Annotated in this window: 13 protein-coding genes; 9 read left to right on the forward strand and 4 right to left on the reverse strand. The window is 36.7% G+C overall.

Annotated features, from left to right (window positions below; translation table 11 throughout):
- The first annotated feature begins 3 nt into the window (after positions 1 to 3).
- Both folE and Q1K34_RS06490 read left to right on the forward strand, forming a co-directional pair.
- Complete coding sequence (folE, locus tag Q1K34_RS06485) at positions 4 to 600, forward strand: GTP cyclohydrolase I FolE (protein WP_300436086.1); 597 nt, start codon at positions 4 to 6, stop codon at positions 598 to 600.
- Between the two features lie 43 nt (positions 601 to 643).
- Complete coding sequence (locus Q1K34_RS06490) at positions 644 to 946, forward strand: hypothetical protein (RefSeq protein ID WP_300436089.1); 303 nt, start codon at positions 644 to 646, stop codon at positions 944 to 946.
- Positions 947 to 1037: 91 nt separating this feature from the next.
- On the opposite strand, the gene Q1K34_RS06495 is transcribed toward Q1K34_RS06490, so the two are convergent.
- Entirely contained in the window at positions 1038 to 1364 is a 327-nt protein-coding gene (locus tag Q1K34_RS06495; protein WP_300436092.1) for a YbaB/EbfC family nucleoid-associated protein, read from the reverse strand.
- Positions 1365 to 1428: 64 nt separating this feature from the next.
- On the opposite strand from Q1K34_RS06495, the gene Q1K34_RS06500 reads away from it, so the two are divergent.
- The 3 genes from Q1K34_RS06500 (at position 1429) to Q1K34_RS06510 (ending at position 6073) form a co-directional block, all read left to right on the forward strand.
- Positions 1429 to 3555, forward strand: a complete 2127-nt coding sequence (locus Q1K34_RS06500; RefSeq protein ID WP_300436095.1) for a S9 family peptidase — start codon at positions 1429 to 1431, stop codon at positions 3553 to 3555.
- A gap of 74 nt (positions 3556 to 3629) precedes the next feature.
- Positions 3630 to 4670 (forward strand): PLP-dependent cysteine synthase family protein, encoded by a 1041-nt coding sequence (locus tag Q1K34_RS06505; protein ID WP_300436098.1) that lies wholly within the window; start codon positions 3630 to 3632, stop codon positions 4668 to 4670.
- 140 nt (positions 4671 to 4810) lie between these two features.
- Positions 4811 to 6073: an aminotransferase class I/II-fold pyridoxal phosphate-dependent enzyme gene (locus Q1K34_RS06510; protein WP_300436101.1), complete on the forward strand. Its 1263-nt coding sequence runs from the start codon at positions 4811 to 4813 to the stop codon at positions 6071 to 6073.
- A gap of 77 nt (positions 6074 to 6150) precedes the next feature.
- Here Q1K34_RS06510 and Q1K34_RS06515 read toward each other — a convergent pair whose 3' ends face one another.
- Positions 6151 to 7146 carry a transporter gene (locus Q1K34_RS06515; protein WP_300436103.1) on the reverse strand — a complete coding sequence of 332 codons (996 nt, stop codon included), beginning with the start codon at positions 7144 to 7146 and terminating at the stop codon, positions 6151 to 6153.
- A gap of 82 nt (positions 7147 to 7228) precedes the next feature.
- Between Q1K34_RS06515 and Q1K34_RS06520 the strand changes: the two genes are divergently transcribed.
- The 4 genes from Q1K34_RS06520 to Q1K34_RS06535 all read left to right on the forward strand — a co-directional run bounded on the left by Q1K34_RS06520 (position 7229) and on the right by Q1K34_RS06535 (position 12762).
- Positions 7229 to 7510 carry a DUF4834 family protein gene (locus Q1K34_RS06520; protein ID WP_300436106.1) on the forward strand — a complete coding sequence of 94 codons (282 nt, stop codon included), beginning with the start codon at positions 7229 to 7231 and terminating at the stop codon, positions 7508 to 7510.
- A 75-nt stretch (positions 7511 to 7585) separates the two neighbouring features.
- Positions 7586 to 10000, forward strand: coding sequence for a YfhO family protein (locus Q1K34_RS06525; protein WP_300436108.1), 2415 nt, complete (start codon positions 7586 to 7588; stop codon positions 9998 to 10000).
- Between the two features lie 20 nt (positions 10001 to 10020).
- Positions 10021 to 11304, forward strand: coding sequence for a glycosyltransferase family 4 protein (locus tag Q1K34_RS06530; protein WP_300436111.1), 1284 nt, complete (start codon positions 10021 to 10023; stop codon positions 11302 to 11304).
- Positions 11305 to 12762, forward strand: a complete 1458-nt coding sequence (locus tag Q1K34_RS06535) for a lipopolysaccharide biosynthesis protein (protein WP_300436113.1) — start codon at positions 11305 to 11307, stop codon at positions 12760 to 12762.
- Positions 12763 to 12842: 80 nt separating this feature from the next.
- On the opposite strand, the gene Q1K34_RS06540 is transcribed toward Q1K34_RS06535, so the two are convergent.
- On the reverse strand, positions 12843 to 14102 hold the full coding sequence (locus Q1K34_RS06540; protein WP_300436116.1) for a hypothetical protein: 1260 nt from the start codon (positions 14100 to 14102) through the stop codon (positions 12843 to 12845).
- Between the two features lie 365 nt (positions 14103 to 14467).
- Entirely contained in the window at positions 14468 to 17254 is a 2787-nt protein-coding gene (gene uvrA / locus Q1K34_RS06545; protein WP_300436119.1) for an excinuclease ABC subunit UvrA, read from the reverse strand.
- Positions 17255 to 17422 lie beyond the last annotated feature (168 nt).

A 17422-nucleotide genomic window follows, 5' to 3' on the forward strand; every position in this document is an offset into this window, starting at 1 on the left:
CACATGTCTTACAAATACTTTGAAGAGTATAACCAGAAGGTTACCGATACTATGAAAAATAGTTTCCATGAAATCATTAAAGGGGTTGGAGAAGATCCTGAAAGGGAAGGAGTTGTAAAAACCCCGGAAAGGGCTGCTAAAGCCATGCAATTCCTTACGCAGGGATATTCCATGGGCGCTGAAGAAATTCTCAAACAAGCTGTATTTGAAGAAAGTTATGATGAAATGGTTGTAGTAAAGGATATAGAACTCTATTCGCTTTGTGAACATCATATGCTTCCTTTTTTTGGTAAAGCCCATATAGCTTATATCCCAAATGGAAAAATTATAGGATTAAGCAAACTGCCAAGGGTGGTAGATGTGTTTGCACGAAGGCTACAGGTACAGGAACGCTTAACTCATGACATTTTGGAATGTTTAAACAAAACCTTGCAGCCGCAGGGGGTAGCCGTGGTTATTGAAGCAGTGCATATGTGTATGATGATGCGGGGAGTTCAAAAACAAAATAGTGCGACCACAACATCAGGTTTCCGCGGACAATTCAAAGAGATTGAGACCAGGAATGAATTCCTGAAGCTTATCAGCTCAGAGTTAAGATAAAGTTGGCACTTTATTTGAGTTATTACAGGTAAAACTGAAATAAATGAAATTATTTAAAAATAAAATTTTTGTAAAAGGACTTGTATATGATCTGGCCGGTATGGCAACAGTCGCAATTCCTTTTATAGGTCCTTTTCTTGATATTATCTGGGCACCTTATGCAGCAAAGAAAATGCGAGAGATGTATCCCGGTAGAAAAGGTAAACTGGCATCAATCTTAGTTTTCCTTGAAGAAATATTACCAGGAACCGATATTATCCCAACTTTTACCTTAATGTATATTTATACTCATGTATGGAAAAAACAATCTGTAAACCCTCGGGTGATAGAAGTTGAAAGCTATTAAAGCTCGCCTAATTAGTTGAAATTAATAAAAAAGGCTGTCAATTTTTTTTGACAGCCTTTTTTATTTGATACTAAAACTATACTTCTAATATCTACTTCATCAATCCATCCATCCCAGGAATATCAGGCATTCCATCTTTAGCTGCCGCACCAATTTCAGCTTCATTGATTTGGGTTGCTTTTTCAATAGCCTTATTCATCGTTAATACCAGGTAATCTTCCAGTTGTTCTTTGTCTTCAAGCAGCTTATCATCTACCGAAATATTTTTAACTTCTCTATTTGCCGTAATCGTTACCTTCAAAAGACCGTCACCAGACTGTTCATCTACCAGTACGGTATTCAATCTTTTTTTAGTTGCTTCCACTTTTTCCTGGGCTTCCTTCAGTTTATTCATCATGCCCATCATATCTCCAAACATATTTTTTCCGATTTAAAAATTTATGAATTCAAATTTACTAAATTACGGCATTAAACCAGTCAAAATGAAAAGAGTATTAGTTTTTCTATTAGGATGCGTTACATTTGCAACCGCTCAAAATAATTCCGATTTGAAAAAAGACATTCAGGCTCCTGTAGCAAAGAAAATTCAAAAAGAACTTAAGAAACATGGAGACATTCGTATAGATAATTATTTCTGGATGAACCAACGTGAAGACCAGGAAGTGATAGATTATCTGACGGCTGAAAATGAATATAATGATGAAATGACTTCTCATACAAAGGATTTTCAGCAGAAGTTATTTGAGGAGATGAAAGGCAGGATTAAGGAAGATGATGAATCGGTTCCTTATAAATTAAATGGCTACTGGTATATTACTCGTTTTGAAAAAGGATATAATTATCCTGTTTATTCCAGAAAAATGGAAAGCCTGGACGCTCCTGAGGAAGTAATGTTCAATGTGAACGACATGGCTAAAGGCTTCGATTACTATAGCCTGGGAGGACTCAATGTTAGTCCCGATAATAAACTGGTTGCTTTTGGAACAGATACTTTAAGCAGAAGGAAATATACCATTAGGATAAAAAATCTTGAAACGGGGGAAATCTATGACGAACAGATTAAAAATACCACCGGCGGATCTACCTGGGCTAACGATAATAAAACCCTTTATTATACTAAAAAAGATCCCCAAACTTTAAGATCTTCCCAGATTTTCAAACATGTATTGGGAACCGATCCCAAGCAAGACCAATTGGTTTACGAGGAGGAAGATGAAACCTTTAATACCTATGTATATAAATCAAAATCGAGAGAATACATCATTATAGGTTCACATAGTACCCTTACTACTGAATATCGGTTTTTAGATGCAGATAAGCCGGAAGAAAAATTTAAAATATTTCAACCCCGGGTAAGAGGTCTGGAATATAGCATTTCTCATTTCGATAATAATTTCTATGTGGTTACCAATAAGGATAAAGCCACCAATTTTAAATTGATGAAAACCCCGCTGAATAAAACCGGGATGAAAAACTGGGTAGATGTGATCCCACATAGGAAGGATTATTTACTGGAGGATATAGATATTTTTAAGGAATATCTTGTGGTTAGCGAACGTAATAATGGTTTAAATAAGATAAGGATCATAAAATGGGATAATAGTGAAGAATTTTATATTTCATTTGATAATGAAACATATACCGCCTTCACTTCCATAAATCCAGATTTTGATACAGATTTGCTGAGGTATACGTATAATAGTCTTACCACGCCTACCTCTGTGGTGGAGTATAATATGAAAACCGGGGACAAGACAGTTCTAAAGGAACAGGAAGTGCTGGGAGGAAATTTTGATAAAAATAAGTATGTTTCAGAAAGGCTCTGGGCTACCGCTAGTGATGGTACCCAAATTCCGGTTTCCTTGGTTTATAAAAAAGGAACCAAAAAAGATGGAAAAAGTCCATTGCTACAATATGCCTATGGTTCCTATGGTTCAACTATAGATCCTTATTTTTCTTCGGTGAGATTAAGCCTTTTAGATCGTGGTTTTATATACGCCATAGCTCATATTAGAGGCGGGGAATATCTGGGACGTGAATGGTATGAAGACGGAAAATTATTTACCAAGAAAAATACGTTTACAGATTTTATTGACGTTTCAGAATTTTTAGTAAAAGAAAATTATACTTCAGCAAATCATTTATACGCCATGGGCGGATCTGCAGGAGGTTTGCTTATGGGAGCAGTTGTTAATATAGCTCCCAATCTCTATAATGGAGTAATAGCAGCAGTGCCTTTTGTAGATGTGGTTACCACCATGCTGGACGATAGTATCCCGCTTACTACTGGTGAATACGATGAGTGGGGAAATCCAAACGATAAAGATTATTATGATTACATGAAATCATATTCTCCTTATGATAATGTGAAAGCGCAGGATTATCCTAATATGCTCGTTACTACCGGACTTCATGATTCGCAGGTTCAGTATTGGGAACCGGCCAAATGGGTAGCGAAATTAAGAGAACTAAAAACAGATAACAATATCCTTCTTCTGCATACCAATATGGAAGCGGGACACGGAGGTGCCTCAGGAAGGTTTGAAGCTTTGAAAGAAGTTGCAGAAGAATATGCGTTTCTATTGGATTTAGAAGGCATAAACGAATAATTAAAATATTTGCCTTAAATTTGAACGGCTTTAAAAGTATTTTTTTAAAGCCAGTTTTTAAAGAACTTCGATTTATGAGAGAAGACTTGAAGGTATATGACAATGTATTGCAGTTAGTAGGTAATACACCGTTAATTCATCTAAATAAAATCACGAGGACTTTTAAAGGTAATTATTTCGCAAAAATTGAAGCCTTTAACCCTGGTCACTCCTCTAAAGACAGAATAGCCTTACATATTATAGAAGAAGCTGAAAGAAAAGGGATCTTAAAGCCTGGAGATACCATTATTGAAACTACTTCCGGTAACACAGGTTTCAGTATTGCGATGGTTAGCTGTATCAAAGGCTATAAATGTATTCTTGCGGTTAGTTCGAAATCTTCCCGGGATAAGATAGATATGCTGAAAACAATGGGGGCAAAGGTGTATGTGTGTCCTGCCAATGTGCCTGCAGACGATCCCCGGTCTTACTATGAAGTGGCTAAAAGATTACATAAAGAAATCGAAGGTTCTGTTTATATCAATCAATATTTCAATGAGCTGAATATGGATGCTCATTTTCACTCTACAGGACCTGAAATATGGAAACAAACTGAAGGGAAAATCACTCATCTGGTCGCCTGTAGTGGAACAGGAGGCACTATTTCTGGTACAGCCCGATTTTTAAAGGAAAAGAATCCTGATATTAAAATACTTGGTATAGACGCGTTCGGATCTGTTCTAAAAAAATATCACGAAACCCGGGAATTCGATAAAGATGAAATCTATCCTTATAGAATTGAAGGATTGGGAAAAAACCTTATTCCAACCGCTACAGATTTTGATGTAATAGACAAATTCACCAAGGTATCTGATGAGGATGCGGCTCACACCGCCAGGGAAATTGCGAGAACTGAAGGTTTATTTGTGGGTTATACCAGTGGAGCAGCGATGCAGGGTTTAAAACAATATTATGAGGAAGGTGAGTTTGATGATAATTCAAAAGTGGTAATGATATTTCCAGATCATGGTTCCCGTTATATGAGCAAAATATATAGTGATAACTGGATGAACGAACAGGGATTCTTTGATGCTGAACATAAAACAACTTCACAAACTATTGAAGTGATTAAATAATAGTTTATTAACACTTATTAACAAAAGCATCCTAATCTTTGTGGGATGCTTTTGTTTTTATTAGATTTCGATCTTTATAATTTACTTTGTAGAATTGAGCCAAATTTCAGTATTTTTGCGGCTCGTCTAAAAAATGACCGATGAAGGATTTATTTGATAAAATTTACAAAGACAAAGGACCCTTAGGTAAATGGGCAGAGCAGGCAGAAGGATACTTCGTTTTTCCGAAGCTGGAAGGACCAATTTCTAACCGTATGAAATTTCGCGGTAAGGAAGTGATTACATGGAGTATCAATGATTATTTAGGGCTTGCCAATCATCCTGAAGTTCGTAAAGTAGACGCAGAAGCAGCCGCCGAATATGGTTCTGCATATCCCATGGGTGCGAGAATGATGAGTGGTCATACAGATCTTCATGAAAAATTACAGGATGAACTGGCTTCTTTTGTACATAAACAATCAGCTTACCTTCTTAATTTTGGTTATCAGGGTATGGTATCTACCATTGATGCGTTGGTTTCTAAGCAGGACGTGATCGTTTATGACGTAGATGCCCACGCCTGTATTATAGACGGGGTTAGGTTGCATTTAGGTCAGAGGTTTACCTATAAGCATAACGATATGGAAAGTATCGAAAAGAACCTGAAAAGAGCTACGAAAATTGCTGAACAAACTGGAGGAGGTATCCTTTTGATTTCTGAAGGAGTTTTCGGGATGCGAGGAGAACAGGGAAGGTTAAAGGAAATCGTAGAGCTTAAGAAAAAATACAATTTCAGATTGTTTGTTGATGATGCACATGGCTTTGGTACCTTAGGGAAAACCGGCGCCGGGGCAGGTGAGGAGCAGGGAATTCAGGATGAAATTGATGTATATTTTGCAACTTTCGCTAAATCCCTTGCCAGCACAGGTGCTTTTATTGCCGGTGATAAAGAGATCATGGACTATCTAAAGTATAATCTTAGATCTCAAATGTTCGCCAAGTCACTTCAAATGCAATTAGTCGTTGGCGCATTAAAACGTCTTGAAATGTTAAGAACCATGCCAGAGCTTAAAGAAAAGCTTTGGGAGAATGTGAATGCGCTCCAAAATGGGTTAAAAGAAAATGGTTTTGATATTGGAACCACACAAAGTTGCGTAACTCCGGTATATCTTAAAGGAAGTATTCCAGAAGCTATGGCTTTAGTGAAAGACCTTCGCGAAAACCATGGTGTATTTTGTTCTATTGTGGTATATCCTGTAATTCCCAAAGGATTGATTCTATTAAGAATGATCCCTACGGCTACCCATACAATACAGGATGTGGAAGAAACACTTGTTGCATTTTCTGCTATTAGGGAGCGACTTGAGAATGGTACATATAAAAGACTTTCAGCATCTGTAGAAGCTGCTATGTCTAATAAATAGGAATTTTTTATTACCTAAAATATAAAGCGTTGCCTATAGGCAGCGCTTTTCTTTTTGAGCCATTTTAAAAAAATGAATTATTGTTCTAATAATCCTCCTTCATCGTCTTCTAAACCTTCTTCTTCGTCTAATCTCTTGCTTCTGGCCCTTCTTCGGTTTCCTTCGTTGGATTCTTCAAGAAACTCATCCACCTTATGAAGATCTAATCTATAGGATACTCCGGCAGCTACTTGCCATCTGGAAGGAGTATCTTTAAAATTAATCAATCCTGAAACATCAAATTGTAAATTTTTACCTAATAAATAAGCCGCTCCGGCACGAGCGAGATCGTCTGCATATAAATCTCCTTTTATTGCCTGATATTCTGCAAAAACAGCAAAATTCTGACTAATGGCATGGGTCATGGTCGCAATCCCTGCATAAGTCCTGAAATCTTCTGTAAGTTTATCAGCAATAAAATTCAGCACCAATACCCAACGTCCCCAGTTATTCTGAGTTATAATAGCGGCTTTCGGACTAAATTTACCTTCTCCCTGAAATAGATAAGGATTATCACCAAATGAAAAATTGGCGCCGGCGTAAATTGATACTGCCGGAATTAGTGTTTTCCAATTGAATCGCTGATTCGCTTTCCAGCTATAGAGATTGGGTTTGTCTTCTTTCAGGCTTACATTAGGATCAAAAACCAAATATTTAGCACCTATAGTATTAGATCTGAAATTTCTAAAAGAAGCCTCCGAGGTGGTTCCCAGGAAGTTCCGGGTAATATCCTGGTTTTCAAAAGCTCCGGAAATATTCAGCTCCAGTCGTTCAAATAGCAAACCATAACGCAATTGATAATCTATACCCCAAATATCGGTGTCCGTACCCAAACCAGTATGCTCATCATTACCAAAATAAGGTCCTGTTTCTAATTGGAGTACATTAGTTCCCACGGCGAATGCGCCCTGGGATTGCCCTGGCCGGTTTGAATTAATTGTTTCAGTATATTGAGCCTTAAGACTGGTGGTAATAATTAGGAATAAGCTAAATAGGGCAAATTTCTGCATGGACATTCGGGTTAATTCACTCAAATATATAAGATTTATTATAATTTTATAGCCGTGTCTTCGCTGATTGTTATGGCTAATTTTTATTTTTGCAAAAAGCTTAAAAATGTTAGAAGCATCATTATCTGGAGTATTAAAAACGGTACTCATCGTTTTGTTAGTATACTTTGGTCTTAAAATTTTAATTCGGTTTTTTGGACCTCTTATTCTGAAATGGTTTATGAAAAAGATGGGACAGAAATTTGAAAAACAATTCAATCAGCAATTTGGAGGTGCTCAGCATTCCAGTGATAAGAAAGGAAAAGTGAGCATCGATAAGAAGCCGAAGGGGACAAAGGCTGCCAATAAAAATGTAGGCGAATATATCGATTACGAAGAAATTGATTAATTTCGGATTTTGACAGAGCTTATTGAGTTGGGCTTTGTTTTGCACAAATTGTGATTAAAATCAAAAGTCCGATTAATGGCTAAACTGAAGCAATTCTTACCTCACCTGCTCGTACTGGCAGGTTTTATATTATTATCATTATTTTATTTTAACCCCGTATTGCAGGGAAAAGAGATTTTCCAGAGTGATATTGTCCAGTATATTGGCATGGCTCAGGAACAAAAAGATTTCAGGGCCGAAACCGGGGAAGAACCTTACTGGACAGATGCTGCATTCGGGGGAATGCCAACTTATCAATTAGGTGCCTATTATCCTCATAATTATGTAAAAAAACTCGATACGGTCTTAAGGTTTCTGCCTCGTCCCGCAGATTATCTTTTTCTCTATTTCATTGGGTTTTATATTCTCTTACTATGCATGAAAGTAGATTATAAGCTCGCGTTTTTAGGTTCTATAGCCTTCGGTTTTTCTACTTATCTTATTATAATTCTGGGAATTGGCCATAATTCTAAAGCTCATGCAATTGCTTATATGCCTATGGTACTGGCAGGAATCATCGCTATTTTCAGAAATCGGAATATTTGGAGCTTTTTATTGCTCACTATAGCCATGGCCCTGGAAATCCAGGCAAATCATTTCCAGATGACCTATTATTTGCTTCTTCTTGTAATAATTCTGGGGATCGCCTATTTGATAGATGCTTATCGAAAAAAAGTAATTTCTAACTATTTTAAATCTCTTGCTATCATGGTGGTTGCCGTGGTTCTTGCAATTGCAGCAAATGCGACCAACTTATTGGCTACCAGTGAATATACGCAATTTAGTACGAGAGGGGATTCAGAATTAAGCATTCAACCAGATGGTAGTCCCAAAGAAAAATCCGGGCTTGGTTTTGATTATATCACCTCTTACAGTTATGGTATTTTGGAAAGTTTCAATCTCATGGTTCCTAGATTTATGGGAGGAGGAAGCTCTGAGAATATAGGAAAAGACTCCAGTATTTATGATGAGTTGAGAAAAATTGGAGCATCACCGGTCCAGGCAGCAGGATTCGCTGAAAATGCACCGACTTATTGGGGAGATCAACCTTATGTTGGCGCGCCTGCTTATATTGGAGCTTCAGTAATATTTCTTTTTGTTTTTGCTCTTTTTTTAATTCGCGGCCGACTAAAATGGTGGATCGTAGGAGGAAGTATTTTGGCTTTGTTATTAAGCTGGGGAAAGAACTTTGAATTTCTTACGAGGTTTTTTATCGAATTTGTTCCGCTTTATGATAAATTCAGGGCAATTACTTCCATACAGGTAATCCTGGAACTTTGTCTGCCTCTACTTGCCGTCATCGGCCTGTGTAAATTATTTCAGAATGATCAGAACAAGGACGAAAAATGGTATGCCTTAAAATGGTCATCAATCATCACCGGGGGCTTATTGCTATTATTCCTTTTATTCAAATCTATTTTATTCGATTTTTCCGGAGCGAATGATGCGATGTATAGTCAGCAATTTGGAATGGACTTCATGAAGGCGCTGGAAGAAGACCGAAAATCTATTTTTACTTCAGATGTAATTCGTTCGCTCATTTTAGTTTTAATTGCTGCCGGACTTATTTGGGCTTATTTGAAGTCGAGAATAAATAAGAATTTAGTTATCGGAGGTTTGGTAATTCTAATTTTAGTGGACCTTATTGGTGTTGATAGACGTTATGTTAATGAGGAAGATTTTGTAAAGGCCAGGGAAATGGAACAGCCTTTTGAAAAAATGGCGGCAGATGCTGCAATTCTTGAAGATAAATCCCATTACAGGGTGTTTGATGTTTCGGGCGATCCTTTTAATACCGGAAGAACTTCTTATTACCACAACGCCCTTGGAGGATACCATGCGGCTAAGCCGGGGAGAATTCAGGATCTTTTCGATTTTTATATTTCACAGAACAACATGAAGATATTAAGTATGCTGAACGTGAAATATTTTATAGTACCTACGGAAGAAGGTGCGCAGGCGCAGCAAAACCCTGAAGCAGTTGGAAATGCCTGGTTAGTAGAAGATATTGAATGGGTGTCCACTCAAAATGAAGAAATTTTAAGTTTGGAGGAGATAGATCCTGAGAATACGGCCGTGATCAATTCTAAATTTCGGGATATGGTGAATGAAAATTTCAGTTTTGAACCTGATGCAGAAATTGAATTGGTTACCTATCAACCCAATGAGTTAAAATATGAGTTTTCCGCAGACTCTAATCAATTTGCTGTTTTCTCAGAAAATTACTATCAACCTGGATGGCAGGCTTATATAGATGGAAAGCCTGTGCCACATGTGCAGGTTAATTATGTACTTCGAGGCATGAACCTTCCCGCTGGCAATCATGAAATAGTTTTTAAATTTGAACCAGAGGTGGTAAACACCGGTAGCACGATCGCTTTAATAAGCTCCATCTTAATTGGCTTGGTGCTCATTGGGGGAATAGGATTCGAATTCAAAAAGAGAAATTAGTTTCACCACTTGATAATTGAATGAAAAAAGTTCTCATTATTACCTATTACTGGCCACCGGCTGGAGGCCCAGGCGTTCAGCGTTGGCTGAAATTTGTAAAGTATTTGAGGAGTTTTGAAATTGAGCCAGTGGTATATGTTCCGGAGAATCCAAGCTATCCTATTATAGATAAAGATTTAGAGAAAGAAATTCCGGACGAAACCAGGATCATCAAAAAAAAGATATTTGAACCTTACTCATTAGCCAGCATATTTTCAAAAAAAGAAACGGAAACCATCAGTTCAGGTATTATTCAGAAGGAAGAGAATCAGTCCAGTATTCAAAAGATGATGCTTTACATTCGTGGAAATTTCTTTATTCCCGATGCCCGAAAATTCTGGATTAATCCTTCGGTTAAATTTTTAGAAAGGGAGATTGAGAAGGAAAATTTTGATGTAATTATCACCACGGGTCCGCCACATAGTTTACATTTAATCGGCTTAAAACTTAAAGAACGTTTAAATATAAAATGGATCGCAGATTTTCGTGATCCCTGGACTCAAATTGGATACCATGAGAAGTTAAAACTCACTAAGAGTTCCCGGAGAAAACATGAAGCTTTGGAAAAGCAAGTTTTAAACTCAGCCGATCATTTAATTACTACCAGTTTTACCACGAAGAATGAGTTTATTTCTAAAACCTCGACTCCTATAGAAGTAATTACAAATGGTTTTGATTCTGAAATAAATCATTCAGAAACTAAAAATGAGAAATTTGAAATTGCCCATATTGGTTCACTTTTATCTGGAAGAAATCCTGAAAATCTTTGGAAAGCTTTAAAAGAATTACTGGATGAAAATGCTGAATTCAGAAATAAATTTCGATTAACACTGGCCGGAAAGCTTAGTGAAGAAGTTCTGGAGAGTATTCGTGAAAATAAGCTTCAGGACCATCTGGCAAATAAAGGTTATGTAAGTCATACAAGGGCGATTGAAATGCAAAGAGAGGCTTCAGTTTTGTTACTTATTGAAATTAATTCCGAAGAAACCCGTGGAATAATTCCGGGGAAGATTTTTGAATACCTCGCTTCAAAAAGTCCAATTCTGGCTATTGGTCCAAAAAATTGGGATGCGCAAAAAATTATTGCTGAAACCGATGCTGGAAAATTCTTTTTATACGAAGAGACTTCCGCAATTAAAAGCCACATTATGAGTTTGTTTCAGAAATTTATAAGCAATGAAATGATGAGTGTATCCCACGATATTGAGCAATATCACCGAAAACTGCTCACCGGGAAATTAGCAAACCTGATAAAGAATGTCTAAATGGGTATTATAATTAACCAGTCCTTTAAGAACATGATCACCACCTATGTTGGGTTTGGGATTGGTGCTGTAAATACCCTGTTTCTCTTTACTTATTTTCTGGAAAAAGAATATTACGGGCTGGTTAGTTTTCTCTTATCTGCGGCGAACCTTATTTGGCCATTTTTAGTATTTGGCGTGCATAGCACCCTGATCAAGTTTTTTACATCTTATAGAACCCGAGGGGAACAGGACAGATTGTTAAATCTCGTTCTGGTAATTCCGTTAGTTGTAGGACTCATTATTGGTTTTTCCGGTATGATTTTCTACGAATATCTGCTGGATTATTTTAAGGGAGAAAATGACCTGGTGCAGCCTTATATCTGGTTGATCTTTTTAATAGCCATGGCGACCGCCTACTTTGAAGTATTCTTTGCCTGGTCTAAAATATATTATAAAAGTGCCTTTGGAAATTTGATGAAGGAGGTTTTTCATAGGTTCTGCATTAGTGTGTTATTATTTGCAGTTTATTTTAAATGGATTAATATTGAACTTTTTATTTATGCAACCTCGGGAGTTTTTCTAATAAGAACCATATTGATGGCTTTATACGCTTTTTCGTTACACCGGCCAAAATTCAGTTTTAAATTCCCAGAGAATCTTTCACCGGTTTTAAAATACTCTTCCTTAATATTGCTAGCGGCTTCTGTAGCCACTTTATTGCTGGATCTGGACAAAGTAATGATAGAACATTATTTACCTATAGAGAATGTTGCCGTATATGGTATCGCGGTTTATATCGCCACAGTAATCTCTGTTCCGCAAAAAGCAATGCATCAAATAACTCACCCGCTTACGGCTGAAATGCTGAATAAAAAAGATAAAGCAGGATTAAAAGATCTTTATAAGAAGAGTTCTCTCAATTTGTTAATCATAAGCGGACTTATTTTTATCTGGATTATTACCAATGTGAACTCTTTGTATGAATTAATTCCTGAAGAATACAACACGGGGATTCTAGTGGTGTTACTGATTTCTCTGGTAAAATTGTATGATAATTTTTTAGGAAATAATAACAGCATATTGTTCAATTCAGATTATTACCGAATTGTATTGGCAGTAGGAGTTATTTTGGTAATTGTAGCCTTTATTCTGAATATAATTTTAATTCCATCCTATGGAATTGAAGGTGCAGCGATGGCAAGTTTTATTGCCTTTGCGATATATAATACTTTGAAGATCTTTATAGTATTCAGTAAATTTAGGATACATCCCTTTACTTCCCAAAGCTGGCTTGCATTACTACTTACAGGATTACTTTGTGTAATTTTCTATTATATAAATCTTAATATGCACCCCATTCTCCATATTTCGATTAAAGCTATTTTGGCTGGGGTTTTATATCTTTTTATTATCTATTTCTTTCAGTTTTCAGCAGAAATTAATCAAATGATAGATAAATTTTTGAAAAGGTCCTAAAACGAGAAAACCCCATCAGCTTGGGAGCTTCAGGGGTTTTCCAACTAACCAACCAAAAAATTAAATTATGAATTTATCATTTACAATCTATCATTCACATTTCGTGCCGAACTTCTCGATCTGGAAGAATTTTTTGTTCTAATATTTTGTGATTTAGAAGTTCTTGAAGTTGATCTGTTTTGTACAGAAGAACTTCGCTGTCTTGTTGGACGTGCGACACCAGAATTCCTTGCAGAACTTCGTGAACTATTTTCAACAGATCTATTTCTTGTAGCCGGAGTAGATCTTTCTACTCTTGAATTACTTCTGGCTTGGACAGACCTGCCTTTAGTTTGGGCTGTTGGTCTTTCCACTCTTCCTGAACTTCTGTTTTCTAACCGTGTAGATCTTTCGGGTGTATTTCTCAAAGATCTTTCTCTTGTAGCGTTTTGTCTTTTCTGAGGCTCAATTCCAATTCTTGAACTTCTCCCTCTGGAATCAGTACTTTTCTCATTAAGTCCTCTGTACGTACGAGATTCTGAATTTCTGAAATTTCCTCTATTATCAGATCTACTGGTATAAGCTTTATTTCTTCCTCTGTTTTGTCTGGACGCAGCTATATTGTCATTAGATCTTGTTCTTGTATAAGCAATATTTCTTTTTGAAGAAGTTCTTCTTCCGTAATTATAAGATCTTACTTTTTGAGAAGGCCTGTAAAAGTTTCTCTTTCTCTCATTGTTCACGTAATAGTTATTGTAAACCGTTACATAATTATTATAAGAAACTCTCCGTGGCTCATAATAAGCTCTATAAGGCCTTCCGAAGACAATACTAACATTTACATTCGGTCGGCGGTAGTAATCATGCCATGGTCTGTATACATACCGTCTGTTGTAGGGGTTTATAAAGCCCGTATAATGGGTGATGTGGTGATGAGGATTATAATGGATATGCAAATTACCAACGCTGGCAAGTCTTCCAAAACCATTATATCTCATAAAAATATCCCCTGCCCGAATAATACGTCCATAATAGTCGTAATAAACCGGAACATTTTCAATTTGAATAACCGCGCCATAATCATCATACTGCACATACGGCTCATAATTATAGCCTGCATTATAGCTAATATTTACATTTGGGGAGGAAATATGAACGGAATTTCCTCTTCTGAAATCGGGGTTGAAATAAAAATCAAATTCCCCATTAGGATAAACCGCAAATTCTACGCCTCCTTCAACAAAAATGAATGAATCATTATAATTATTAAAATTAGTTGAAGTGACTGAGTTAGAATTTTCAGATGCCGATATAGACCATCCAATAAATAAGAATGCAAAAATAGGGACGAGGTTTTTCATGATATGGGCGTATTTAATTAAGAACATTTTCTTAATAAATACAAAGCGTGTGCCAAAGTCCTGGAATAGCTATATTCCTAACTAATCTTCGCTATAATTTAAATCAGTATCGTCTGATAAAATCTTTAAAGAATAGACCTGAACCCAATATTTATAACAGTGCAAAGCTTTTTTACTACTATCCATACCTGCTTTTGCAAATTTTTAAATTTTGGTATTTTTTGAAAAACACAATTTCAAACCTACTTTGTTTATCAGTTAGTTAAGCTCAAGTCTAATTTCTTATATCTATAAGCGAAGCGGTCTAGTTTCTTTGCCGGGACCTGAATGGTTTAAACCTTTGATAATGAGTGTTTTAAAATATCTTAAAGTTTTTCTTTAAGATATTTTGAAGTATAAGATTCTTTTATTTGAGCAAGTTCTTCTGGAGTTCCCTGGCCAACCAGGTATCCTCCGCGTTCCCCTCCTTCAGGTCCCAGATCTATGACGTAATCTGCACATTTTACTAAATCCATATTATGCTCGATTACAATGACCGAGTGCCCTTTAGCTATAAGAGCGTTAAACGACTGCAACAATTTTTTGATATCATGAAAATGCAAACCAGTGGTTGGTTCGTCAAAAATGAATAAGGCTTTAGTTTTTGTATTTCCCTTTACCAGGAACGATGCTAATTTTATACGCTGGGCTTCACCACCAGATAGGGTAGAGGAGCTTTGACCGAGTTGTACATATCCTAATCCAACATCTTTAAGAGGTTTCAATTTTTTAACGATCTTATTTTGATCATGATCTTCGAAGAATCTTGTAGCATCATCGATGGTCATATTAAGAATATCATCAATATTCTTATCATGAAAAGTGACTTCTAAAACTTCTTTTTTAAATCGTTTTCCATTGCAGGTTTCACATTCCAGGTGCACATCTGCCATGAACTGCATTTCTATAGTAACTTCTCCTTCCCCTTTACAGGTTTCGCATCTACCGCCATCAACATTAAATGAAAAATGTTTTGCTTTAAAACCCCTTATTTTCGATAAACGCTGACTGGCAAATAGATTTCTGATATCATCATAAGCTTTAATGTAGGTTACGGGATTGGATCTTGAAGACCTTCCTATAGGATTTTGGTCTACAAATTCTACTGTTCCAAGATTTTTGAAATTTCCTTCCACACCACTAAACTGGCCGGCTTTTTCTCCATAGCCTCCAATTTCTTTCTGAACGGCAGGATATAATATCTTTTTTACCAAGGTACTTTTACCACTTCCGGAAACCCCGGTAATGGCTGTAAAAACGCCAAGTTGAAACTCTACATTAATATTTTTCAGGTTATTTTCCCGTGCACCCAGAACTTTGATCTTATTTTTAGAAGTTCTCCTTTTCTCCGGAACTTCAATTTTCATTTTTCCGTTGAGATAATTGGCTGTAAGGGAATCAGATTTTAAAATATCCTCCATCTTTCCGGTTGCAACTACATGACCGCCGTTAGTTCCAGCTTCGGGACCAATATCAATAATTTCATCTGCAGCATTCATGATCTCTTCATCATGTTCCACGACTATAACCGTATTTCCTAAATCGCGCAGATGCTTTAGCACGCCAATTAGCTTTTCTGTATCTTTTGGATGCAGGCCAATAGAAGGTTCATCAAGGATGTACATGGAGCCTACGAGGCTGCTGCCCAATGAGGTAGCCAGGTTAATTCTTTGAGATTCCCCGCCGGAGAGGGTATTAGATTTTCTATTTAGCGTAAGATAATCCAGACCCACATTAGAAAGGAACTCCATTCGGTTTCTTATTTCGGTGAGCAGGCGTTTCGCGATCTTTTCGTCATATTCATTAAGTTCCAGTTCGTTAAAGAAAGCTCTTACTTTATCCAAAGGTTTTTCCACGAGGTCTGTAATGCTATGGCCATTAATTTTTACGTATTGAGCTTCCGGCCTTAGTCGTTTTCCTTTACAGACAGAGCATTTTGTCTTTCCACGATACCTGGACAGCATGACCCGGTTTTGAATTTTATAGGCTTTTCTTTCTAAAAATTCAAAAAACTGATTGATCCCTTCAAAATATTTATTTCCATTCCATAGAAGAACTTTTTGCTCATCTGAAAGTTCAAAATAGGGTTTGTGGATTGGGAAATCGAATTTATGGGAGCTATTTACAAGCTGATCCCTGTACCAACTCATACTATCCCCACGCCAGGGAAAAATTGCATTATCATACACAGATAGTCCTGTATTCGGGATTACCAGTTCTTCATCAATTCCAATAACATCCCCATATCCTTCACATTTAGGGCAGGCGCCGTAGGGATTATTAAAACTGAATAAATGAACATTTGGTTCCAGGAAGTTCATTCCGTCCAGTTCAAATTTATTGCTGAAGTACCTCGAACTATTATCTGAAAGTTTTTCTATAAAAAGTTCTCCTTTTCCTTCAAAGAAAGCTGCTTCAACTGCATCTGCAAGACGATTGTAAAAATCTTCTTCATCTTTGGTAATGATCCTGTCTACTACTAGCCACGTATTATCCTCCTTTACTTTTTTTAGATCTGTCTCGTCTATCCTGCTAACCTGGTGATCGATTTTGATTCGGCTATATCCCTGTTGAGCCAGTACTTTTATCTTTTTTTCAAGAGAGCGTCCTTCTTCAACATGAATAGGGGCCAGGAGCAAAAGTTTTTCTTTTTTCGGGAAAGACTTTACATAATTTATAACATCTGTTACCGTGTCTTTTTTTACTTCATTTCCAGAAACAGGGGAGTAGGTTCTTCCTATCCTTGCAAAAAGTAATTTTAAATAATCATAGATTTCTGTAGATGTTCCTACAGTTGATCTTGGATTGGTTGAGTTCACTTTCTGCTCAATAGCAATTGCAGGAGCAATGCCCTTTATATAATCAACCTTCGGTTTGTTCAGTCTCCCTAAAAATTGCCTGGCATAAGAGCTTAAACTTTCCACATAACGACGCTGCCCTTCCGCATATAAGGTATCAAAAGCGAGACTTGATTTACCAGACCCGGAAAGGCCGGTAATAACCACAAGCTTGTTTCGGGGAATAACTGCATTAATATTTTTAAGATTGTGCAATTTTGCACCTTTAATGATAATATTTTGCTTAGGATCTACTTTAGATATGTCTTCTATCATGCTGGAATTTCTGCTAAAGCTGCAAAGTTACTCAATATGAAGCGGTAAAGAAAGCCCGCGAAAAGCTATAGTATTGTTAAAATATTAAGTTTTTGTTTGCATTTGTCAAATTTATCTTGCTATATTTGAGCCATAACCCGAAAATCGAAGTTGCCTATTAAGCACAGT

It is taken from the genome of Christiangramia sp. (genome assembly GCF_029937855.1).
Taxonomy (GTDB): Bacteria; Bacteroidota; Bacteroidia; order Flavobacteriales; family Flavobacteriaceae; genus Christiangramia.